This is a genomic window from Chromobacterium vaccinii (assembly GCF_001855275.1).
Lineage (GTDB): Bacteria > Pseudomonadota > Gammaproteobacteria > Burkholderiales > Chromobacteriaceae > Chromobacterium > Chromobacterium vaccinii.
The window spans coordinates 4,372,947-4,393,612 of the sequence record NZ_CP017707.1 but is presented as its reverse complement, the minus strand read 5'-3'; the positions used below and the strand labels follow the sequence as shown (position 1 = coordinate 4,393,612).

The 20,666-nt window shown below is 64.0% G+C and carries 18 protein-coding genes; 11 read left to right on the top strand and 7 right to left on the bottom strand.

Features of this window, described 5'->3' with window-relative positions:
• The first annotated feature begins 12 nt into the window (after positions 1-12).
• The 4 genes from sseE to BKX93_RS20345 are packed head-to-tail and all read left to right on the top strand — an operon-like array spanning position 13 to position 2,482.
• Positions 13-396, top strand: a complete 384-nt coding sequence (sseE, locus tag BKX93_RS20360) for a type III secretion system effector protein SseE (RefSeq protein ID WP_046158909.1) — start codon at positions 13-15, stop codon at positions 394-396.
• Positions 372-998 carry a GNAT family N-acetyltransferase gene (locus tag BKX93_RS20355; protein WP_083340615.1) on the top strand — a complete coding sequence of 209 codons (627 nt, stop codon included), beginning with the start codon at positions 372-374 and terminating at the stop codon, positions 996-998. The genes sseE and BKX93_RS20355 overlap by 25 nt, the downstream gene beginning before the upstream one ends.
• Entirely contained in the window at positions 995-1,483 is a 489-nt protein-coding gene (locus tag BKX93_RS20350; RefSeq protein WP_070981099.1) for a SycD/LcrH family type III secretion system chaperone, read from the top strand. Before BKX93_RS20355 ends, BKX93_RS20350 begins: the two co-directional genes overlap by 4 nt.
• 30 nt (positions 1,484-1,513) lie before the next feature.
• The gene (locus BKX93_RS20345) at positions 1,514-2,482 is read left to right on the top strand and encodes a hypothetical protein (protein WP_070981098.1); all 969 of its coding nucleotides are present in this window, start codon (positions 1,514-1,516) and stop codon (positions 2,480-2,482) included.
• 92 nt (positions 2,483-2,574) lie between these two features.
• Here BKX93_RS20345 and pnp read toward each other — a convergent pair whose 3' ends face one another.
• From pnp to rimP, 7 genes are all read right to left on the bottom strand, one after another.
• Complete coding sequence (gene pnp / locus BKX93_RS20340) at positions 2,575-4,719, bottom strand: polyribonucleotide nucleotidyltransferase (RefSeq protein ID WP_046168620.1); 2,145 nt, start codon at positions 4,717-4,719, stop codon at positions 2,575-2,577.
• A 194-nt stretch (positions 4,720-4,913) separates the two neighbouring features.
• Positions 4,914-5,183: a 30S ribosomal protein S15 gene (gene rpsO / locus BKX93_RS20335; RefSeq protein ID WP_021475822.1), complete on the bottom strand. Its 270-nt coding sequence runs from the start codon at positions 5,181-5,183 to the stop codon at positions 4,914-4,916.
• 92 nt (positions 5,184-5,275) lie between these two features.
• Positions 5,276-6,199: a tRNA pseudouridine(55) synthase TruB gene (gene truB / locus BKX93_RS20330; RefSeq protein ID WP_070981096.1), complete on the bottom strand. Its 924-nt coding sequence runs from the start codon at positions 6,197-6,199 to the stop codon at positions 5,276-5,278.
• Positions 6,196-6,609 carry a 30S ribosome-binding factor RbfA gene (gene rbfA, locus BKX93_RS20325; protein ID WP_070981094.1) on the bottom strand — a complete coding sequence of 138 codons (414 nt, stop codon included), beginning with the start codon at positions 6,607-6,609 and terminating at the stop codon, positions 6,196-6,198. Before rbfA ends, truB begins: the two co-directional genes overlap by 4 nt.
• A 210-nt stretch (positions 6,610-6,819) precedes the next feature.
• The gene (gene infB / locus BKX93_RS20320; RefSeq protein WP_070981093.1) at positions 6,820-9,762 is read right to left on the bottom strand and encodes a translation initiation factor IF-2; all 2,943 of its coding nucleotides are present in this window, start codon (positions 9,760-9,762) and stop codon (positions 6,820-6,822) included.
• 39 nt (positions 9,763-9,801) lie between these two features.
• Positions 9,802-11,280 carry a transcription termination factor NusA gene (gene nusA / locus BKX93_RS20315; protein WP_046157226.1) on the bottom strand — a complete coding sequence of 493 codons (1,479 nt, stop codon included), beginning with the start codon at positions 11,278-11,280 and terminating at the stop codon, positions 9,802-9,804.
• 51 nt (positions 11,281-11,331) lie between these two features.
• The gene (gene rimP / locus BKX93_RS20310) at positions 11,332-11,757 is read right to left on the bottom strand and encodes a ribosome maturation factor RimP (protein ID WP_021477167.1); all 426 of its coding nucleotides are present in this window, start codon (positions 11,755-11,757) and stop codon (positions 11,332-11,334) included.
• A 302-nt stretch (positions 11,758-12,059) separates the two neighbouring features.
• Here rimP and BKX93_RS20305 point away from each other — a divergent pair, with 302 nt between their 5' ends.
• The 7 genes from BKX93_RS20305 (at position 12,060) to ccoG (ending at position 20,655) form a co-directional block, all read left to right on the top strand.
• Complete coding sequence (locus tag BKX93_RS20305) at positions 12,060-13,739, top strand: long-chain-fatty-acid--CoA ligase (protein WP_070981091.1); 1,680 nt, start codon at positions 12,060-12,062, stop codon at positions 13,737-13,739.
• A gap of 122 nt (positions 13,740-13,861) precedes the next feature.
• Positions 13,862-14,986, top strand: coding sequence for a PilT/PilU family type 4a pilus ATPase (locus BKX93_RS20300; RefSeq protein ID WP_046168715.1), 1,125 nt, complete (start codon positions 13,862-13,864; stop codon positions 14,984-14,986).
• A gap of 9 nt (positions 14,987-14,995) precedes the next feature.
• The gene (locus tag BKX93_RS20295) at positions 14,996-15,346 is read left to right on the top strand and encodes an arsenate reductase (RefSeq protein ID WP_046168716.1); all 351 of its coding nucleotides are present in this window, start codon (positions 14,996-14,998) and stop codon (positions 15,344-15,346) included.
• Positions 15,343-16,476 carry a succinyl-diaminopimelate desuccinylase gene (gene dapE / locus BKX93_RS20290; protein WP_070981089.1) on the top strand — a complete coding sequence of 378 codons (1,134 nt, stop codon included), beginning with the start codon at positions 15,343-15,345 and terminating at the stop codon, positions 16,474-16,476. Before BKX93_RS20295 ends, dapE begins: the two co-directional genes overlap by 4 nt.
• Positions 16,477-16,611: 135 nt before the next feature.
• A complete protein-coding gene (locus BKX93_RS20285; protein WP_046157230.1) occupies positions 16,612-17,241 on the top strand; it encodes a MarC family protein in 630 nt (209 codons plus the stop codon).
• Between the two features lie 173 nt (positions 17,242-17,414).
• Complete coding sequence (locus BKX93_RS25915; RefSeq protein ID WP_070981087.1) at positions 17,415-18,749, top strand: methyl-accepting chemotaxis protein; 1,335 nt, start codon at positions 17,415-17,417, stop codon at positions 18,747-18,749.
• Positions 18,750-19,305: 556 nt separating this feature from the next.
• Complete coding sequence (gene ccoG / locus BKX93_RS20275; protein WP_046168719.1) at positions 19,306-20,655, top strand: cytochrome c oxidase accessory protein CcoG; 1,350 nt, start codon at positions 19,306-19,308, stop codon at positions 20,653-20,655.
• Positions 20,656-20,666: the final 11 nt, after the last annotated feature.

Below are 20,666 nucleotides of genomic sequence, written 5' to 3'. Positions count from 1 at the left end.
GGAAGACAGAGCATGGACGAGGTCACCCGCTTTCTCCAGGCCGAAGGCCTGAACCCGGCGCCGCAGCGCTTCCTGGACAGCGATTTCCTGCTGGGGCAGCGCATAGAGACCGGCAGCTACGCGCTCACCTACCGCCAGGAAGACGAACGCCTGATCCTGTGCGATTTCGCCGCGGTCGCGGCGGACGGCCAGGCGGTGCTGGCGCTGATGACGCTGCTGCGCCGCATGACGCGGGCGGTGCCGGCGCTGCGTTACGTCGACGCCATGATCCTGTCCTCTCCGCGCGACCCCAAACTGGACCAGACCCGACGCCGGCTGGCCGAGCTGATGCTGGCCGAAGGCGCCCAGCCGGTGCGGCTGGACGACGAGCTATGGCTGCGCTACCGCTGCCATTGAACGGCGCCGGCCTGGGGCTGGATCAGCTGGTCGCCGCGGACTACCCACGCTATCGCGCGCTCTACGGCGATCCCCGAGTGGCCGGCCCCTGCGGGCTGGCCAGCGGCGGCGAGGACGCGCTGCGAAGCGGGTTCGACGCCGCGCGCACGCTTCCCCCCAGCCAAGGGCGCGCCTACGCGCTGCGCCATGCCGGCCAGGAGCGGCTGGCCGGCGTGTTGCGCCTGACGGACTGGGAACGCCGCGCAGGCCACCTGACGCTGAGCTACACCCTATGCCCGACGCTCTGGGGACGGGGCCTGATGGCGGGGTGCCTGTCCCCGCTGCTGCCCTGGCTGTTCGCCGGCGGGCTGGGCGAGCCCATCCACCGCGTCCAGGCCTGGGTGCTGTCCGGCAACCAGCGTTCGCGCCGGCTGCTGGCCAGCCTGGGCTTTCAGCACGAAGGGACGCTGCGCGGGATGCTGCGGCTAGCGGACGGCCGCCATGACATCTGCGCCTACGGCTTGCTCGCAGCCGATTTGCCAAATTCCCAGCCGCTTTGCCAAAGCGGCCAATCTGGCCCGGCGCCATGCTGGGGCCTCCACTCCAAGGAAATTCCCGCATGAATCACCCCGCCGCTCATGCTCCCCAACACGACGCGCTGGCCCGCCATTGCCGCGACATCATAGAAGGACGCAGCAGCCTCGCCTCGCTGGGCGGCCTGGACGCCGCCGCGCTGGAAGCCATCTACGCGCGCGGCTACGACGCCTGGAACGCCGGCGATGTTGACGCCGCCACCTCGGACTTCGGCTTCCTGGTGCTGCAACAGCCGCGCGACCGCCGCTTTCACTTCGCCTTCGCCTGCGCGCTGCAACAGCAGGGCGAGCTGCATCATGCCCTGGCATTCTTCAGCTACGCCGCCTCGATGCAGGCTGACGATCCCTTCGCCGTCTTCCATATCGGCGAATGCCTGCTGCGGCTGGACGAGATCGAGGGCGCGCGCGACGCGCTGGATGCCGCCATCGCCCTGTGCTACGGCCAGGCGGACAAGCCCGGCCATCACGCGCTGCGCCTGCGCGCCGAAGACCTGCTGGCCAAGCTGAACCACTGACCCGACAAAGAATCAAGGAAAGGAAAACGCATGGAAGCTTCAGTACGCATCTCCGGCTCATCGATTCAAGGCGTCCAACCCAACGAGCAAGCCAGCCGCGTCAACAGCGTCGGCGTCCAGTGCGACGACATCGGCATTTCAGCGCCGCGCGTCCCTGGCGAGATCAAAGACGCGCCGGACCTGGCGCAACTGGATAAAAGCGCCAAGGAGGCCGCCGACAAGGCCAAGTCCTGTGGCGTGGACCTGGCCAAGCGCAACTTCATCGTCAAGGCGCTGGGCTTCGTCGGCTCGGCGGTGGGCCTGGGCGCGGCCATCGCCGTCACCGTGCTCACCGGCGGCGCCGGCGCGCCGCTGCTGGCCTTCGCCGGCGTCGGCTTCACCATGGCGCTGGCCGACGCCTGCTGCGCGCTGCACGACTGGCGCAGCAAGGCCGGCGGCGGCGGCGGCCTGCCGATGGAGGGCGACAGCATAGGCAACGCCGTCTACGCCATCGCCAAGCGCTGCAAGGCATCTGACGACACGGCGATGAAAGCCGGCACCTACACCTCGCTGGGCATACGCTCCGCCCATCTGCTCGGCGGCCTGCTTACCGCCTACCTCGACCCTGCCACCACCGCCGGCACCGCCAAGCAGGTCGTCACCGTGCTGGGCACCCTGGTCACCCCCACCCTGGGCGAAATCGGCAAGCATGTCGCCGCCAGCGCCGCTCTGCGCGCGGCGGAAAAGGGCAAGCAGGAGAAAGCGGAAGCCCAGGCGCTGGGCCAGATAACCGCCGCCACGCCGCTGCTGCAACAAACCCAGGCATTGTCCGCCCAAAAGACCGAGGCGGAACAAGCGCTGGCCAAGCACAAGACCCAGGCCGACCAGGCGCTGAACGCCATGCTGCGCGAGCAAGGCGCGGACAACCAGCAAATCGGCATCCTGCAGTACTATGTCAAGCAGTTGGAAGACAAGCTGGCCGAACAAAGCGCCGCCCTGGCGCGGCACGCGGTAGTCTAAAGCCGAAGATCGTCGATCAAGCGCCCAAAACAAAACCCCCGCCAAGGCGGGGGTTTATCGTTCCGGATCCGCCCATCAAGAGCGGAAAAGGATTACTGGGTCTTCAAGCCGAAGGAATCAGCGGTCGCCTGGGCGGTTTTCGCTTCTTCTTCCAGCAGGGCCTTGATGGACAGGCGGATGCGGCCGCGGTCGTCCATTTCGATGGCCTTGACCTTAACCACTTGGCCTTCCTTCAGGTAGTCGGACACATTCTTGATGCGCTCGTTGGCGATCTGCGAAATGTGCACCAGACCGTCCTTGCCCGGCAGGATGGAAACGATGGCGCCGACGTTGTTGTCGAGGATCTTGACCACGGTGCCTTCGTAGACCTTGCCTACTTCGACTTCAACGGTGATCTCTTCGATGCGCTTCTTGGCCGCTTCCGCGCCCTCGTTGCTGACCGAAGCGATGGTGATGGTGCCGTCTTCCTCGATGTTGATCTCGCAGCCGGTGTCCTTGGTGATGGAGCGGATGGTTTCGCCGCCCTTGCCGATCACTTCGCGGATCTTCTCCGGGTTGATCTTCATCACGTACAGGCGCGGAGCGTGGGCGGACAGCTCTTGCGGGCCGTCCACGGCTTCCTTCATCAGGTCCAGGATGTGCAGACGGCCTTCCTTGGCCTGCTCCAGCGCGACCTGCATGATTTCCTTGGTGATGCCCTGGATCTTGATGTCCATCTGCAGCGCGGTGATGCCGCCGGCGGTGCCGGCCACCTTGAAGTCCATGTCGCCCAGATGGTCTTCATCGCCCAGGATGTCGGTCAGCACCGCGAAGCGGTTGCCTTCCAGGATCAGGCCCATGGCGATGCCGGCCACGTGCGCCTTCAGCGGCACGCCGGCGGACAGCAGCGACAGGCAGCCGCCGCACACGGAAGCCATCGACGAGGAGCCGTTGGATTCGGTGATTTCCGACACGACGCGCATCGAGTAGCCGAATTCGTCTTCCGGCGGCAGCACCGCTACCAGCGCGCGCTTGGCCAGGCGGCCGTGGCCGATTTCGCGGCGCTTCGGCGGGCCCATGCGGCCGGCTTCGCCGGTGGAGTACGGCGGGAAGTTGTAGTGCAGCATGAAGCGCTCGGTGTACTCGCCGGCCAGCGCGTCGATGATCTGCTCGTCCTGCTTGGTGCCCAGCGTGGTCACGACCATCGCCTGGGTTTCGCCGCGGGTGAACAGCGCGGAGCCGTGGGTGCGCGGCAGCACGTTGCTGCGGATGCTGATCGGACGCACGGTGCGGGTGTCGCGGCCGTCGATGCGGGCCTCGCCGGCCAGGATTTGGCCGCGGACGATTTCAGCTTCCAGACCCTTGAAGATGCCCTTGATCTCGTTGGCCTTCAGGGTATCGGTGTCTTCGTTGATCAGGCCGGCCTTGACCGCGGCCCAAGCTTCGTTGATGGCCACGGTGCGGGCTTGCTTCTGGCGCAGGCGGAAGGCTTCGGCCAGCTTCTCGCCGGCGATGCCGCGGATCTGGGCGATCAGCTCTTCGTTGGCGACCGGAGCGGCCCAGTCGAACATCACCGGGTTCACTTCGTCGGCCAGCTCGTTGATGGCCTTGATCGCCGCTTGCATCTGCTCATGGCCGAACACCACGGCGCCCAGCATCACGGCTTCCGGCAGTTCCTTGGCTTCCGACTCCACCATCAGCACAGCGCGCTGGGTGCCGGCGACGACCAAGTCCATCTGCGAGGTTTGCAGTTCGGTCTTGGTCGGGTTCAGGATGTATTCGCCGTTGGCGTAGCCGACGCGGGCGGCGCCGATCGGGCCGGCGAACGGCAGGCCGGAGATGGCCAGAGCGGCGGAGGCGCCGATCATCGCCGGGATGTCGGAATCCACTTCCGGATTCAGCGACAGCACGGTGGCGACGATTTGCACGTCATGGTAGAAGCCTTCCGGGAACAGCGGGCGGATCGGGCGGTCGATCAGGCGGCTGGTCAGCACTTCCTTCTCGGATTGCTTGCCTTCGCGCTTGAAGAAGCCGCCCGGGATCTTGCCGGCGGCGTAGGTGCGCTCAAGGTAGTCGACGGTCAGCGGGAAGAAATCCTGGCCCGGCTTGACGTTCTTGCCGCCTACGACGCTGACCATGACGACGGTGTCGTCAACGGAGACAACTACGGAACCGGACGCCTGGCGGGCGATTTCACCGGTCTCCAGGGTGACGGTCTGGCGGCCGAGCTGGAACGATTTGGTGATCTTGTTGAACACGAGGGTTTCCCTATCTTTGGTTCACTGATGAAAATGCGCGAGCAGATAAAACAACGGGAACCCCTAAAAATTCTGACCTGATGAATGATCGGAATTTGTAGAGGCTCCCCCCGTTGTCACGATAGTTGAACTCGCACAGCTGTCGGTGTGAAAAAGTCGCAGCGAGCTGCGACTTTTTCAGAACCGTATACCGATTACTTGCGCAGGCCCAGACGGGCGATCAGCGCGCGGTAGCCTTCAGCGTCGGTGCGCTTCAGGTAGTCCAGCAGACGACGACGACGGCTAACCAGCTTCAGCAGACCACGACGGCTGTGGTGGTCTTTGGTGTTGGCCTTGAAGTGCGGGGTCAGGTCGTTGATGCGTGCGGTCAGCAGAGCGACTTGAACTTCGGACGAACCAGTGTCGCCTTCAGCGCGTTGGAAGCCCTTGACGATTTCTGCTTTTTGAGCGGCGGTCATTGCCATTTGGATTACTCCGTTTCAATAGGGGTTTGAAAACCCGACAAGTGCGGCGAGCCGGAAGACCCAACCCATTCCACACTTCGGTAAGCGGCGAATCAGGACGCCTCCGCCTGGTTCGCCAGGAGCCGGATCGGATGCAGGCGGCCATCGCCGCGAGCCTCGCCCAGCCCCACGAATTTCCGGGAAGACTGTTGGTAAACCCGGAAACGCTGCATTTTCTCACACTTTTGTTCAAAACGCACGGGCTGGCCCTGAAGAAACTTGCCGATCTCGCCATCGGCCAGCTCCAGCTGCGGGAAATGCATCACCAGCACATCCGCCGGCATCAACAAGGCTTCTCGGCCCGGCATGTCCAGCAGCTCCAGATCGGCCAAGGCATGCGACTGCTCCAGGCCGAAGCCGCCAGTGGCGGTGCGGCGCAGCGCGGTCAGATGCGCGCCGCAGCCTAGCGCCTCGCCGATGTCGCAGCCCAGGGTGCGGATATACGTGCCCTTGGTGCACAGCACCTCGATCTCGGCCGACACGCCGTCGAATGACAGCAGTTCCAGCTTGCGTATGGTGACCCGGCGGGCCTCGCGCGGCACCTCGATGCCGGCGCGCGCGTATTCGTACAGCGGCTTGCCCTGGTGCTTCAGCGCCGAATACATCGGCGGCACCTGGCTGATCTCGCCGCGGAAACGCTCCAGCACGGCTTCCAGCTGCTCGCGGCTGAAACTCACCGGCCGCTCGTACACTACTTCGCCCTCGACATCGCCGGTGGTGGTCACCGCGCCGAACTTCACCATGGCGCGGTAGCCCTTGTCGGCATCCAGCAGATACGAGGAAAACTTGGTGGCCTCGCCCAGACAGACCGGCAGCAGGCCGGTGGCCAGCGGATCGAGCACGCCGGTGTGGCCGGCCTTGGCGGCGTTCAGCAGCCAGCGCGCTTTTTGCAGCGCGTTGTTGCTGGAAATGTCGTAAGGCTTGTCGATCAGCAGCACGCCATCGATCTGGCGGCGGTTGCTGCGCGGCTTGCTCATTCGGCCTTGCCCTCGCCGGCTTCGCCTTCGGCCTGCTCGCCGAACTTCTCCGCGTCTTCGCGCGCCACTTGGTTGATCAGGCTGGTCAAATGCATGCCGCGCTCGACCGAGTCGTCATAGACGAAATGCAGCTGCGGCATGCTGAACATCTTGATGGCGCGGCCCAGCTCGTTGCGCAGATAACCGACTGAGCTGTCCAGCGCTTCCTGGGTGGCCTCGCGGGTGTTCTCGACCATCACCGTGTAATACACCTTGGCATGCGAATAATCGCGGGTGACTTCAACCGCGGTGATGGTGATCCAACCGGCGCGCGGATCCTTCAGGCCCTTGCGGGTCAGCTCGGCCAGCTCGCGCTGGATCTGCTCGGCGATGCGGTCCGAGCGGGAAAAACCTTTTTTGGCTTTGGCCATGTCACTTCCAGTTCTGTTCTAGCGGCACAGGGGCCTGTCCAACGTTTTCCGCTCCGGCGAGCGGCCAATACCGGCGGAGGCCTTGAACAGGCTCTTGCAGCCGCAAGCCGCGCCCCTTCCCTTGCGGAAAGGATTTCGCGGCGCATATGCGAAAAGGGCGAGCGCCCGTCGGCCATCCGGCCGACGAAACACCCGCCCCTGGCGTCCCGATTACAGGGAACGCGCGATTTCCACGATCTCGAACGCTTCCAGCTGGTCGCCTTCTTGGATGTCGTTGAAGTTCTTCAGCATCAGGCCGCATTCGTAGCCCTGCTTCACTTCCTTCACGTCGTCCTTGAAACGCTTCAGCGATTCCAGTTCGCCGGTGTGCACCACCACGTGGTTGCGGATCAGGCGGATCGAAGCGCTGCGCTTGATCATGCCGTCGGTCACCATACAACCCGCGATGTTGCCCACCTTGGAAACCGTGATCACCTGACGGATCTCGACGGTGCCCAGGATCTGCTCCTTCTTCTCCGGAGCCAGCATGCCGGACAGCGCGGCCTTCACCTCGTCCACAGCATCGTAAATGATGTTGTAGTAACGGATGTCGACGCCTTCGTTCTCCGCCAGCTTGCGCGCGGCGGCGTCGGCTCGGGTGTTGAAGCCGATGACGATGGCCTTGGACGCGATCGCCAGGTTGACGTCGGACTCGCTGATGCCGCCCACGCCGGAGTGCAGGATGGATACGCGCACTTCCTCGGTGGACAGTTTTTGCAGGCTGCCCGCCAGCGCTTCGTACGAACCCTGGACATCCGCCTTGATGATGACGGACAAGGTCTGCACCTCGCCTTCGGACATCTGGGCGAACATGTTCTCCAGCTTGGCCGCTTGCTGCTTGGCCAGACGCACGTCGCGGAACTTGCCGGCGCGGAACAGGGCGATTTCACGCGCCTTCTTCTCGTCGGCCAGCACCATCGCGTCTTCGCCGGCTTGCGGCACGTCGGACAGACCCAGGATTTCCACCGGGATGGCCGGACCGGCCGAGTCGATCGCCTTGCCGTTTTCGTCCATCATGGCGCGAACGCGGCCGAACGACGTGCCAGCCAGCACCACATCGCCCTTCTTCAGCGTGCCGGACTGAACCAGCAGCGTGGCGACCGGACCGCGGCCCTTGTCGAGGCGGGCCTCGACGATGATGCCCTTGGCCAGGCTCTCCACCGGCGCCTTCAGCTCCAGCAATTCAGCTTGCAGCAGGATGGCTTCCAGCAATCCGTCGATATTGGTGCCCATTTTGGCGGACACTTCGACGAACTGGGTATCGCCGCCCCAGTCTTCCGGCACCACTTCATGCGATACCAGTTCCTGGCGGATGCGCTCGACGTTGGCGCCCTGCTTGTCGATCTTGTTGACCGCCACCACCATCGGCACCTTGGCCGCCTTGGCGTGGTGAATCGCTTCGATCGTTTGTGGCATCACGCCGTCGTCGGCAGCCACCACCAGCACCACGATGTCGGTGGCCTTGGCGCCGCGGGCACGCATCGCGGTAAACGCTTCGTGGCCCGGGGTGTCCAGGAAGGTCACCATGCCGCGCGGGGTTTCCACGTGGTAGGCGCCGATATGCTGGGTAATGCCGCCGGCTTCGCCCGCCGCCACTTTGGCGCGGCGGATGTAGTCCAGCAGCGAGGTCTTGCCGTGATCCACGTGACCCATCACGGTCACCACCGGGGAGCGCGGACGCTCAACCACTTCGATGGTCTCGCCGCCGGTCACTTCCAGGTAGGCTTCCGGATCGTCCGCCTGGGCGGCCTTGCCGATGTGGCCCATTTCCTCGACCACGATCAGCGCGGTTTCCTGGTCCAGCACCTGGTTGATGGTGACCATCATGCCCATCTTCATCAGCGTCTTGATCACTTCCACGGCCTTGACGGCCATGCGGTGAGCCAATTCGGCCACGGTGATGGTTTCCGGCACCAGAACCTCATGCACGATGGGTTCGGTCGGCGCCTGGAAGGCATGCTGGTTGTTGCCTTGCTTGTGCCGGCCCTTGCCGCGCGACTTCCAGTCGCTGCCGGCGTCGCCGCCCTTGGTCTTCAGACCGCGGCCGCCCTTCTTCTTGTCGTCCCAGTTGCGATCGCCGCCCTTCTTGCCGCCGCCTTTCTTGGCATCCGGACGACCGGCAACGGTAGCCGGAACAACGGGAGCGCCAGGAACGCCAGGAGCAGCCGGACGCGGGCCGCGGCTGTCGCCAGCCGGACGCGGACCACGATCGCCGGCGCCTGCCGGACGCGGGCCGCGGCTGTCGCCTGCCGGACGCGGACCGCGATCGCCGACGCCTGCCGGGCGCGGGCCGCGATCGCCGGCGCCTGCCGGGCGCGGGCCGCGATCGCCGGCGCCTGCCGGGCGCGGACCGCGGTCACCGGCGCCTGCCGGACGCGGACCGCGGTTGTCACCCGCCGGACGGCGGTCATCGCGCTGCTCGCGCTGCGGCTCAACCGCGCGCGGCTGCTCAACCACCGGAGCCGGAGCCGGAGCCGGCTGCGACGCGGCCAGCTTGGCGGCTTGGCGGCGCTCTTCGCGCTCGATCTTTTCGCGCATCAGCGCTTCCTGACGGGCGCGGAAAGCAGCCTGACGCTTCTCTTCCGCTTCGCGAGAAGCGATTTCTTCCGGCGACAGGATGGAGGCGACGGTGCGCGGCGCCGGCGCAGCGGCCGGTTTCGGCTCGGGCTTGGCTTCCGGCTTAGGCTCGGGCTTGGCCTCGACCTTCGGTTCCGGCTTCGGTTCCGGCTTGGCCTCGACCTTGGGCTCGGGCTTCGGTTCCGGCTTAGCTTCCACCGGCGCGGCGACAGGCGCCGGCTCGGCCGGCTTGGCAGCCTCGGCTCGCGGCGCGTCATCCGGACGAGCCACCACGCGCTTCTTGCGAGTCTCAACCGTCACGGTGCTGCCATCGGCCTTCTTCACTTCGGAAGTCGACTTGCGAGTCAGGGTGATGTTGGAGTCCTCGCGCGCGCCGTGTGAACGTTTCAGGTAGTCCAGGAGCTGGGACTTGTCTTGCGCCGATAGGGTGTCATCCGGCGAGCGCTTGCTCACTCCGGCTGCCTTCAGCTGCTCCAGCAGGCGTTCCGGCGTGAGATTCATCTCACCGGCAAATTGTTTTACATTCGTCAAAACCATGCGTCTTCCCAAATTCCGTAAATACTTCCCGAGAAAGCCTTACTGGTTGAACCAGTGTTCGCGCGCCTTCATGATGATTGCGCGTGCAGCTTCCGCTTCCATGCCGGTCATGTCCACCAGATCGTCAACGGCCAGGTCGGCCAGATCGTCGCGGGTGGCCACACCGCCTGCGGCCAGCTTGCGAACCAGCTCGGCATCCAGGCCTTCAACGTCCTTCAGGTCGTCGGATACATTTTCGACCTGCTCTTCGGACGCGATGGCCTGCGTCAGGAGCGCATCACGGGCGCGGCTACGCAGCTCGCCCACCAGCTCCTCGTTGAAGCCTTCGATTTCCAGCATTTCTTCCAACGGCACATAGGCCACCTCTTCCAGCGCGGCGAAGCCCTCTGCCACCAGCTTGGCGGCGGTGTCTTCGTCCACGCTGAGCGCGCTGACGAACAGCTGGCGCAACGCGGCGTCCTCGGCCAGGTGCTTCTCTTCAGCCTCGGTCACGGTCATGATGTTCAGGTACCAGCCGGTCAGCTCGGCGGCGAGCTTGACGTTCTGGCCGCTGCGGCCGATGGCCAGCGCCAGCTGCTCTTCCTCGACGACCACATCCATACTGTGATTGTCTTCATCAACCATGATGCGGCTCACTTCCGCCGGCGACAGCGCGTTGATCACGAACTGGGCCGGTTCCGGCGCCCACAACACGATGTCGACGCGCTCGCCCGCCAGCTCCTGGGTCACGGCCTGAACGCGGGAACCGCGCATGCCGATGCAGGTGCCCTGCGGATCGATGCGGGCGTCGTTGGCCTTGACCGCGATCTTGGCGCGCATGCCGGCATCGCGCACGGCGGCGCGGATTTCCAGCATGCCTTCCTCGATCTCCGGCACTTCCAACTCGAACAGCTTGACCAGGAATTCCGGCGCGGTGCGCGACAGGATCAGCTGCGGGCCGCGGCCCTGGCGATCGATGCGCAGCAGGTAGGCTTTGACGCGGTCGCCCACGCGCAGGTTTTCCTTCGGAATCATCTGATCGCGCGGCAGCACGGCTTCCAGCTTGCCGCACTCGACGATGGCATTGCCGCGCTCGATGCGCTTGATGGTGCCGATCACCAGATGCTCGCGGCGCTGCAGGAATTCGTTCAGCAGCTGTTCGCGCTCGGCGTCGCGGATGCGCTGCAGGATCACCTGCTTGGCGGTCTGCGCGCCGATGCGGCCGAACTCCACGGCTTCCATCTGTTCTTCGATGACGGCGCCCAGCTCGATGCGCGGATCGCGGTCGCGCGCGTCGACCAGGCCGAGTTCCCGGCTCTCGGATTCCAACAGCTCGTCTTCCACCACAGTCCAGCGGCGGAAGGTTTGGTATTGCCCGGTGTGGCGGTCGATTTCGACGCGCACGTCCATCTCGTCATCGGTAAACTTCTTCTTGGTGGCCGAGGCAAGCGCCATCTCAAGGGCGGAGAACACCACATCCTTGCTGACATTCTTTTCGCTCGCCAGGGCATCCACCAGCAACAAAATCTCGCGACTCATGCATTCCTCTCCGAATTTTGTCCTTTAGCGCGGGCTATCGCCGTCCAGACATCAAAACTCAGGCTCGATACGAGCCTTGTCGATGTTGGCGAACGGAATCTCCACGATGCGGCCATCCACATCCAGCTTCACGGAGCCGTCCTCGACCCCGGCAAGACGACCGGTAAATTTCTTCTGCTGCTCGATCGGCATCCGCGTCTTGATCTTGGCGAGCTGACCGGAGAAGCGGACAAAATCGGCCTCCTTCTTCAGCGGGCGATCCAGGCCCGGCGAAGACACTTCCAAACGCTCGTAATCCACGTTCTCGACCATGAACAGCCGAGTCAGGTGATTGCTCACCAGCACGCAGTCTTCCACGGTGATGCCACCGGGTTTATCGATAAATACGCGGAAACCTCCACCTTGGGTCATTTCGAAATCGACGAGCTCATAGCCCAGACCCTGCAGGGTGTTTTCCAGCAGCAAACGAACATCCATTGCTTTTTCCACAAATAAAAAATGGGCGAAACGCCCATCCCTAACCGCTGCGATTGTAACCTATTTCCGCAAAAAAGAAAACCGGCGCGGCCGCCCGGCCCCGGGGCGAAGGCCGCCGCATGCCAGACAACTTTGCGAGACGATTTCAGTTGCGATACATTACCGCGAATCAAACTCCGGTTTGATCGCAATGGCCTTCAGGCCGACAACAACAACTATTAAATAGCGACTCGCAAAAACGCTCGTCCGCGCCCGCCGCGGCGAAGCTCGCTAAAACCCGCACGACGGAGAAACCCGGATTTATGGATAAGGTGTGGCTCAAAAACTACCAGCCCGGCGTCGCCCACGAGATCGACATCGACCAGTTCCAGTCGGTAACCGAGGTGTTCGACCGCAGCGTCAAGAAATTCAGCGGCCGGCCGGCGATGGCCTGCATGGACAAGGTGCTCAGCTATGCTGAGCTGGACGCGCTCAGCGGCCGATTCGCCTCTTTCCTGCAACACAGGCTGGGCCTGAAAAAGGGCGACCGCGTCGCGCTGATGATGCCCAATCTGCTGCAATACCCGATCGCCGTGTTCGGCACGCTGCGCGCCGGCGGCGCGGTGGTCAACGTCAATCCGCTGTACACCCCGCGCGAGCTGGAACACCAGTTGAAAGACTCCGGCGCGGAAACCATCGTCATCCTGGAAAACTTCGCCGGCGTGCTGGAGCAGGTGCTGCCGCGCACCCAGGTGAAAAACGTGGTCATCGCCTCCATCGGCGAGATGCTGGGCGCCTTCAAGGGCCCGCTGGTGAACTTCGTGGTGCGCAAGATCAAGAAGATGGTGCCGCCCTGGCACATCCCCGGCCACATCCGCTTCAGCGACGCGCTGTCCATCGGCGCGGCCAAGCCCTACGACAAGATGGCGCTGACCCACGACGACATCGCCTTCCTGCAGTATACCGGCGGCACCACCGGCGTGGCCAAGGGCGCGGTGCTGCTGCACCGGAACATCGTCGCCAACATGCTTCAGGCGAGCGCCTGGGTAGGCACGCTGGTGCGCGAAGGCCAGGAAGTGATCGTCACCGCGCTGCCGCTGTACCACATCTTCTCGCTGACCGCGAACCTGATGGTGTTCACCGAGATCGGCGCGCTGAACGTGCTGATCACCAATCCGCGCGACATCCCCGGCTTCGTCAAGGAACTGCGCAAATACCCGATCACCTGCATCACCGGCGTCAACACGCTGTTCAACGCGCTGCTGAACAACCCGGAATTCTCCAAGCTGAATTTCTCCAGCTGGCGGCTGACGCTGGGCGGCGGCATGGCGGTGCAGAAGGCGGTGGCCGACAAGTGGAAGGCCGTCACCGGCGTGCCGCTGGTGGAGGCCTACGGCCTGACCGAGACCAGCCCCGCCGCTTGCATCAACCCGATGGACCTGAAGGAATACAACGGCACCATCGGCCTGCCGGTCCCCTCCACCGAGATCGAGATCCGCGACGCCGAAGGCAAGCCGGTAGCCATGGGCGAACAGGGCGAGCTATGCATCCGCGGCCCGCAGGTGATGCGCGGCTACTGGCAGCGGCCGGATGAAACCGCCAAGGTGCTGGGCGACGACGGCTTCCTCGCCACCGGCGACATGGCCGTGATCACCCCGGAAGGCTACGTCAAACTGGTGGACCGCAAGAAGGACATGATTCTGGTATCCGGCTTCAACGTCTATCCGAACGAGATCGAAGACGTGGTGGCCGGCCATCCGGACGTGCTGGAAGTGGCCTGCATCGGCGTGCCGGACGACAAGTCCGGCGAAGTGGTCAAGGTATTCGTGGTGAAGAAGAACCCCGCCCTCACCGACAAGGACATCATCCGCTACTGCCGCGAAAACCTCACCGGCTACAAGGTGCCCAAGCTGGTGGAGTTCCGCAACGAGCTGCCCAAGACCAACGTCGGCAAGATCCTGCGCCGCGCGCTGCGCGACCAGGAAACCGCCAAGCCGGCCTGACCGTCCGCCGGCATTCAAGCGACGCCGCCCTTCCCGGGCGGCGTTTTGTTTCATCCGGAACAAACGCAAGCCCGTGCCGGGCGGCTAAACTGAATCGATATCCCGCCTTGCCGGAGCGCTCCATGCTGATGCTGCCGTTCTTCAAGCTGATGGCCGAAAAAAAGGCCAGCGACCTGTTCCTGACCAGCTTTTCCCCACCGATGCTGAAACTGGGCGGCGAGCTGGCGCCGGTCAACGAAAAGCCGCTGACGCCGGATATGGTCAAACAGTTGGCCTACAGCCTGATGAGCGACGAAGAGGCCGCCGTCTTCGAGCGCGAGCGCGAGATGAACCTGGGCCATCCGGTGCCGGGCCTCGGCAGCTTCCGCGTCAATGTGTTCTGGCAGCGCGGCTCGGTCGGCATGGTGGTGCGCTACATCCTGCCCAGCATCCCCACCATGGAGGAGCTGGAGCTGCCGCCGCTGCTGGAGGAGCTGATCCAGCTGAAGCGCGGCCTGATCCTGGTGGTCGGCGCCACCGGCTCCGGCAAGAGCTCGACGGTGGCGGCGATGCTGCAGGCGCGCAACCGCAGCACCAAGGGCCACATCCTCACCATCGAGGACCCGATCGAATTCCTGTTCCGCCACGACCAGTCCATCGTCAACCAGCGCGAGATCGGCTTCGACACGCTGTCTTACACGCGGGCGCTGAAGAACGCGATGCGCGAGGCGCCGGATGTGCTGATGATAGGCGAGATCCGCGATCCGGAAACGCTGGGCCACGCCATCGGCTACGCCCAGTCCGGCCATCTGTGCATCTCCACCCTGCACGGCAACAACAGCTACCACATGCTGAACCGGGTGATGAACTTCTTCCCGCCCGAGGCCAGAGGCGCGCTGCTGATGGACCTGTCGGCCTCGCTGCGCGCGGTGATCTCGCAGCGCCTGGTGGCGACGCTGGACGGCGGCCGCACCCCCGCGCTGGAGCTGCTGATCAACACGCCGCACATTTCGGAGTTGATTCGCGGCGGAGAGATGGACAAAATCAAGGAGGCCATCGAAAGCAGCATGAGCGATGGCGCGCAGACCTTCGAACAGGCGCTGTTCCAGCTCTATCAGGCCGGACGGATCAGCCTGGACGAAGCGCTGAAAAACGCCGACTCTCCCACCAATCTGTATTGGCTGGTCAATCAGTCGAAGGAGAGCGGCAAAGGCAAATCCGGCCCCGCCAGCGCGGCCGGCTTCGACAGCATCAAACTGGACTTGTAAACCCACCCGATGATTACCCTGTACGGCATCCCCAACTGCACCACCGTGAAGAAGGCCCGGCAATGGCTGGCCGACAACGGCATCGATTACATCTTCCACGACTTCAAGAAACAGGGCATAGACGCCGAACGCCTGCAGGCCTGGGCCGCCCAGGTGCCGCTGGCCAAGCTGGTCAACCGCCAGGGCACCACCTGGCGCGCGCTGCCGGATGAAGCCAAGGCCGCCGCCGATACGCCGGACGGCGCCATCGCGCTGATGCGGGAGCAGACTTCCGTGATCAAGCGCCCGGTGCTGGACCTGGACGGCAAGGTGGGCGTCGGCTTCTCCGAGGCCGACTGGACGGAGCGTTTCGGCCTATGAGCGCGACGCTGGATCTCGCCCGCGAGCTGATCCGCCGCGATTCCGTCACCCCGCGCGACGAAGGCTGCCAGGCGCTGATGATAGACCGCCTGGAGGCCATCGGCTTCAGGGTGGAGAAGATGCGCCACGGCGACGTGGACAACTTCTGGGCGCGCAGGGGCGACGCCGGCCCGGTGTTCTGCTTCGCCGGCCATACCGACGTGGTGCCCACCGGCCCGTTGGAAAAATGGGACAGTCCGCCGTTCGAGCCGACCATCCGCAACGGCCTGCTGTACGGCCGCGGCGCCGCCGACATGAAGGCGTCTTTGGCCGCCTTCGTCACTGCCTGCGAACGCTTCGTCGCCGAGCATCCCGACCACGCCGGCTCGTTGGCGCTGCTGATAACCTCGGACGAAGAAGGCGTGGCGGTGGATGGCACGGTGAAGGTGGTGGACGCGCTGGAAGCGCGCGGCGAAACGATAGACTACTGCGTCGTCGGCGAGCCGACGTCCGAGCAGCGCCTGGGCGACACCGTCAAGAACGGCCGCCGCGGCTCGCTGTCCGGCCGGCTGGTGGTGCATGGCATCCAAGGCCATATCGCCTATCCCCAGTTGGCGAAGAACCCCATCCACCTGATGGCGCCGGCGCTGGCGGAACTGGCCGCCACCCGCTGGGACGACGGCAATGCCTTCTTTCCGCCCACCAGCTGGCAGGTGTCCAACATCCAGGCCGGCACCGGCGCCACCAACGTCATACCGGGCCACTGCGAGCTGCTGTTCAACTTCCGTTTCTCGCCGGAAAGCAGCCCCGACAGCCTGAAGGAACGGGTCTGCCGGATACTGGACAAGCATGGTCTGGGCTACGAGTTGCACTGGCAGCTGTCCGGCCAGCCCTTCATCACGCCGCCGGGCGCGCTGACCCAGGCTCTGGGCCAGGCGATCGCCGATGTGGCCGACGCCAAGGCCGAGCTGTCCACCACCGGCGGCACCTCGGACGGCCGCTTCATCAAGCGCATCGCGCGCGAACTGGTGGAGTTCGGCCCGGTCAACGCAACCATCCACAAACTGAACGAGTGCGTGGAAACGGCCGACGTGGAGCCCTTGTCCGACATTTACCGCCGCACGCTGGAGCTGTTGCTGGCCAAGGCGTGAGCGCCGGCGCTCCGCTATGCTGAAACCGGCGGCGACGCCGGTTTTTTTATATTTCCATTTCCCTGACGCAACCATGGTTGTTTGCGTCTCCACGCCGAATGTTGTGGATCGAACTAACAGGTAAGCTCCATCATCATGGAAATCGAAATCGCAAAAATCTTCATCGCCCTGCTGGTGCTGGTCAATCCGCTGGGCGCCATTCCCATCTTCATCAGCCTGACGCCCAACGCCGGCCTGGAGGAAAGGCGGAAAATCGCCAAGACCACCGCCATCGCCGTCGCCATCGTGCTCAGCCTGTTCGCCGTGGTCGGCGAGACGCTGCTGCGTTTTTTGGGCATCAGCATCGGCTCGTTCCAGGTGGGCGGCGGCATCCTGGTGATGCTGATCGCCATCGCGCTGATGAACGCCAAGCCCGGGCCGACCAAGACCACCAAGCAGGAACGGGAGGAAGCCGGCCACAAGACCAATATCGCGGTGGTGCCGATGGCCATCCCGCTGATGACCGGCCCCGGCACCATCTCCACCGTGATCATCTATGCCAGCACCGCCCATTCCTGGCTGCAGGTGGCCTACCTGCTGGTCAGCGGCCTCCTGGTGGCCGTCACCTGCTATGGCGCGCTGGTGCTGGCTTCGCCGCTATCCCGGCTGCTGGGCCAGACCGGCATCAACATCGTCAACCGGGTGATGGGCATGCTGCTGGCGGCGGTGTCGGTGGAAATCATCGTCGACGGCGTTTACCGGCTGTTCCCGCAGCTGACGCGCTGAAGAACCGTGGCGGCGCGTCGCTTTCCCGGCAAGCCGCCGATGAATTTCCCGTCCGAAACCGCACTTCCCCCCCAGACTCCCCCTTGACTAATCTCACCCATATTTCATACACCAAATAAGCGATAACGCGCACTTTGCCATCCCGACCATCCCTATCCCGCGAGGATGCCACGATGTTCGATCAAAAACTGAAATCCGCCTTGAGTGACGCCCTGGCTCAACTGGAAAATCAAAAAAACGTGCTGGACGCGCTGGACCGCTCGACGGCCATCATAGAATTCAGCCCGGACGGCATCATCCTCTCAGCCAACGCCAATTTCGAGCAGACCATGGGCTACAGCGCCGAGGAAATCATCGGCAAGCACCACCGGATGTTCTGCCTGCCGCAATTCGCCACCAGCCAGGAATACAAGGCCTTTTGGCATGTGTTGCGGACAGGGGGCATCATCAAGGATCAGTTCAGGCGCATCGCCAAGGATGGTCGCACCGTCTGGCTGGAGGCCAGCTACAACCCGGTCTGCGACAGGCAGGGCCAGGTGGTCAAAGTGATCAAGTTCGCGCTGGACGTCACCCAGGAGGTCAAGCTCGCCCATGAGGCGAGAAACATCATGAAGGCCGTCGAGCGCTCAATGGCCGTCATCGAATTCACCCCCGAGGGCACCATACTGACTGCCAACGCCAATTTTCTCGGCGCCACAGGCTATACCGCCGAGGAAATCATCGGCAAACATCACAGAATCTTCTGCCCCGCCGACTTCGTGCACAGTCCCGCCTATGAGCACCTGTGGACGCAGCTGAAACAAGGCGTGTTCGTCAGCGGCAGGTTCGAGCGTCTGCACAAGTCGGGCCGGCCGATTTGGCTGGAAGCCAGCTACAATCCGATCTTCGACGACGATGGCGTGGTGTTCAAGGTCATCAAGTTCGCGACCGACATCACTGATCAGGAAACCGCGCGGCAACAGGACCTGCGCCTGGTGCAGGAAGCGCACCGGCTGTCGGCGGCGTCGGACAGCGCCTCAAACGACGGCCAGCAGGTGATCCGCGATACCATCCAGGCGATGAGCGTGATCGCCGACAGCGCCGGACAATCGGCCCGTCTGATCGAAGACTTGGAACAGAAAACCAACCGCATCACCACCATCGTCAACACCATCCATGAAATCGCCGACCAGACCAACCTGCTGGCGCTGAACGCGGCGATCGAAGCGGCGCGCGCCGGCGAGCAGGGCCGCGGCTTCGCCGTGGTGGCCGACGAGGTGCGCAAGCTGGCCGAACGCACCAGTTCCTCCACCAAGGAGGTGACCCAGATGATAGACGACATCAAAAACGGCACCGGCAACGCCACCGAGAGCATCCACGAAATGCTGGTAAAGGCGCAAAAAGGCGAGGAGCACGCCAGCGAGGCCAGCAGTTCGATTGAGCAGATACGCAACAGCACCTCGCGGCTGGCCGATGTGGTCAACCACTTCTCAGCCGTGCAGGCCGGCGCCAATCCCCCCAATCCCTGAACGCCAGCGCACTGGCTGGCGCGTTTTTCGGCAAAGGATAATGCCCCTCCCCTCAGCATTCTGACGCCCGCCCAGGCGAACGCCAGCGCCAGCGCGCCATGCAGCCAACGCCTCGATCTCAGGTAGGCGCGCCGCGCGGCCGCGGCGGAAAACAGCAACCCATAGGCTGAGAACACGCCGGCGGCGATCAGCGCGCAGCCCGCCACCACCAGAGCGCCACGCCCGCCGCCAGTGACAGGGCCCGGCTCCTCACCTGCTCCATCGCCACGCCCATGATGGCCAGATTGCTGGGCCCGGGCTGGCCGTTCCGACCAGATACACCGCGAACGCCGCGGCCATATTGGCATCCATCGATACCCCCTTCCGGATAATCTGTATGCGACATCTCTCTTCGCAGGAAGCCCTGAGCTTGCGTCCATTGACGATTATGCCAATACGCTATCCATTCCTGTAAATATACAGCGGGATCTGTACTGATATTTTCATCATTGCCTGTTCATTGTTTGTACTGATCCTCAGCAGTAAAAATAGCCATCTTCATCGCGTGGTGGCAGCCATGTCCAAGCCTGAAATCAAACCCATCCCCATCAAGATCCATCCCCGGCTCACCAGCGGCCGCTTCAACAATGTCCGCGTAGGCATGGTGGTGCTGACGCAACTGGCGTTCTTCGGCATGCCCTGGCTGCAGTGGAACGGCCGCCAGGCGGTGCATTTCAATCTGGCGGAGCATCATTTCCTGATTTTCGGCATCAGCCTGTGGCCGCAAGACTTCATCTATCTGGCGGCGCTGCTGGTGGTGTCGGCGCTTGGGCTGTTCCTGTGGACCACGCTGGCCGGCCGGCTGTGGTGCGGCTACAGCTGCCCGCAAACGGTGTACACCCAGATCATGATCTGGATAGAAAGGGCGATCCAGGGCGACCACAACGCCCGCCGCAAGCTGGACGCGTCGCCGATGAGCGTCGGCAAGCTCGCCAAGAAAGGCTCGACGCAAGCGGTCATGGCCGCGTTTTCCTTGTGGACCGGCCTGACCTTCGTCGGCTACTTCACGCCGATGCGCGAGCTGGCCACGCTGCAGATGGGCCCGTGGGACCTGTTCTGGACGCTGTTCTACGGCGGCTTCACCTGGCTGATGGCCGGCGTGCTGCGCGAGAAGGTCTGCCTGCACATGTGCCCGTATGCCCGCTTCCAAGGCTCGATGTTCGACGACCACACCCTGGTCATCTCCTACGACGCCAAGCGCGGCGAGCCGCGCGGCAAGACCCAGGCCAAGAGCGAGGCGCAGACCAAGGGCTGCGTAGACTGCGGCATCTGCGTGCAGGTCTGTCCCACCGGCATCGACATCCGCAACGGCCTGCAATACGAATGCATAGGCTGCGCCGCCTGTATCGACGCCTGCGACCAGGTGATGGACAAGCTGAAATCGCCGCGCGGGCTGATCCGCTACACCAGCGCCGAGGCGCTGCAGGGCAAACCGGCGAAGAGCGGCCCGTCCTTCCACCGGCCGCGCATCGTCATCTATTCCTGCCTGCTGGCCGGCATCATCACCCTGTCCACCACCGCGCTGGTGCTGAAGAAACCGTTCAAGGTGGACGTGCTGCGCGACCGCGCCAGCCTGGTGGAGCAGTCCGACGACGGCCTGCTGCAAAACCGCTACAGCCTGCGGGTGATCAACACCACCGAGCAGGCTCAACGCTACGTGGTGACGGTGGAGGGCCTGCCCGGCATCCGGATGGAGAAGCCCGGCCAGGTGATCGAGGTGGATCCCGCCCAGACCGAGACCGTGCCGGTTCGGGTCCAGGTCGAGCCGGAAAGCGCGCCGCGCGGCTCGCATCGCATCCACTTCGTGATACGCTCGCTCAACGATGACGTTTCCATAAGGGAAAAATCCAGCTTCATCGGCGAGTAAGCCGGCTCAGG

What these genes read in the sequence shown, in the direction of transcription:
- sseE (WP_046158909.1), top strand. Translation starts at nt 13, where the DNA reads ATGGACGAGGTCACCCGCTTTCTCCAGGCCGAAGGCCTGAACCCGGCG.
- BKX93_RS20355 (WP_083340615.1), top strand. Translation starts at nt 372, where the DNA reads ATGGCTGCGCTACCGCTGCCATTGAACGGCGCCGGCCTGGGGCTGGAT.
- BKX93_RS20350 (WP_070981099.1), top strand. Translation starts at nt 995, where the DNA reads ATGAATCACCCCGCCGCTCATGCTCCCCAACACGACGCGCTGGCCCGC.
- BKX93_RS20345 (WP_070981098.1), top strand. Translation starts at nt 1,514, where the DNA reads ATGGAAGCTTCAGTACGCATCTCCGGCTCATCGATTCAAGGCGTCCAA.
- rpsO (WP_021475822.1), bottom strand. Translation starts at nt 5,183, where the DNA reads ATGGCAATGACCGCCGCTCAAAAAGCAGAAATCGTCAAGGGCTTCCAA.
- truB (WP_070981096.1), bottom strand. Translation starts at nt 6,199, where the DNA reads ATGAGCAAGCCGCGCAGCAACCGCCGCCAGATCGATGGCGTGCTGCTG.
- rbfA (WP_070981094.1), bottom strand. Translation starts at nt 6,609, where the DNA reads ATGGCCAAAGCCAAAAAAGGTTTTTCCCGCTCGGACCGCATCGCCGAG.
- infB (WP_070981093.1), bottom strand. Translation starts at nt 9,762, where the DNA reads ATGGTTTTGACGAATGTAAAACAATTTGCCGGTGAGATGAATCTCACG.
- nusA (WP_046157226.1), bottom strand. Translation starts at nt 11,280, where the DNA reads ATGAGTCGCGAGATTTTGTTGCTGGTGGATGCCCTGGCGAGCGAAAAG.
- rimP (WP_021477167.1), bottom strand. Translation starts at nt 11,757, where the DNA reads ATGGATGTTCGTTTGCTGCTGGAAAACACCCTGCAGGGTCTGGGCTAT.
- BKX93_RS20305 (WP_070981091.1), top strand. Translation starts at nt 12,060, where the DNA reads ATGGATAAGGTGTGGCTCAAAAACTACCAGCCCGGCGTCGCCCACGAG.
- BKX93_RS20300 (WP_046168715.1), top strand. Translation starts at nt 13,862, where the DNA reads ATGCTGATGCTGCCGTTCTTCAAGCTGATGGCCGAAAAAAAGGCCAGC.
- BKX93_RS20295 (WP_046168716.1), top strand. Translation starts at nt 14,996, where the DNA reads ATGATTACCCTGTACGGCATCCCCAACTGCACCACCGTGAAGAAGGCC.
- dapE (WP_070981089.1), top strand. Translation starts at nt 15,343, where the DNA reads ATGAGCGCGACGCTGGATCTCGCCCGCGAGCTGATCCGCCGCGATTCC.
- BKX93_RS20285 (WP_046157230.1), top strand. Translation starts at nt 16,612, where the DNA reads ATGGAAATCGAAATCGCAAAAATCTTCATCGCCCTGCTGGTGCTGGTC.
- BKX93_RS25915 (WP_070981087.1), top strand. Translation starts at nt 17,415, where the DNA reads ATGTTCGATCAAAAACTGAAATCCGCCTTGAGTGACGCCCTGGCTCAA.
- ccoG (WP_046168719.1), top strand. Translation starts at nt 19,306, where the DNA reads ATGTCCAAGCCTGAAATCAAACCCATCCCCATCAAGATCCATCCCCGG.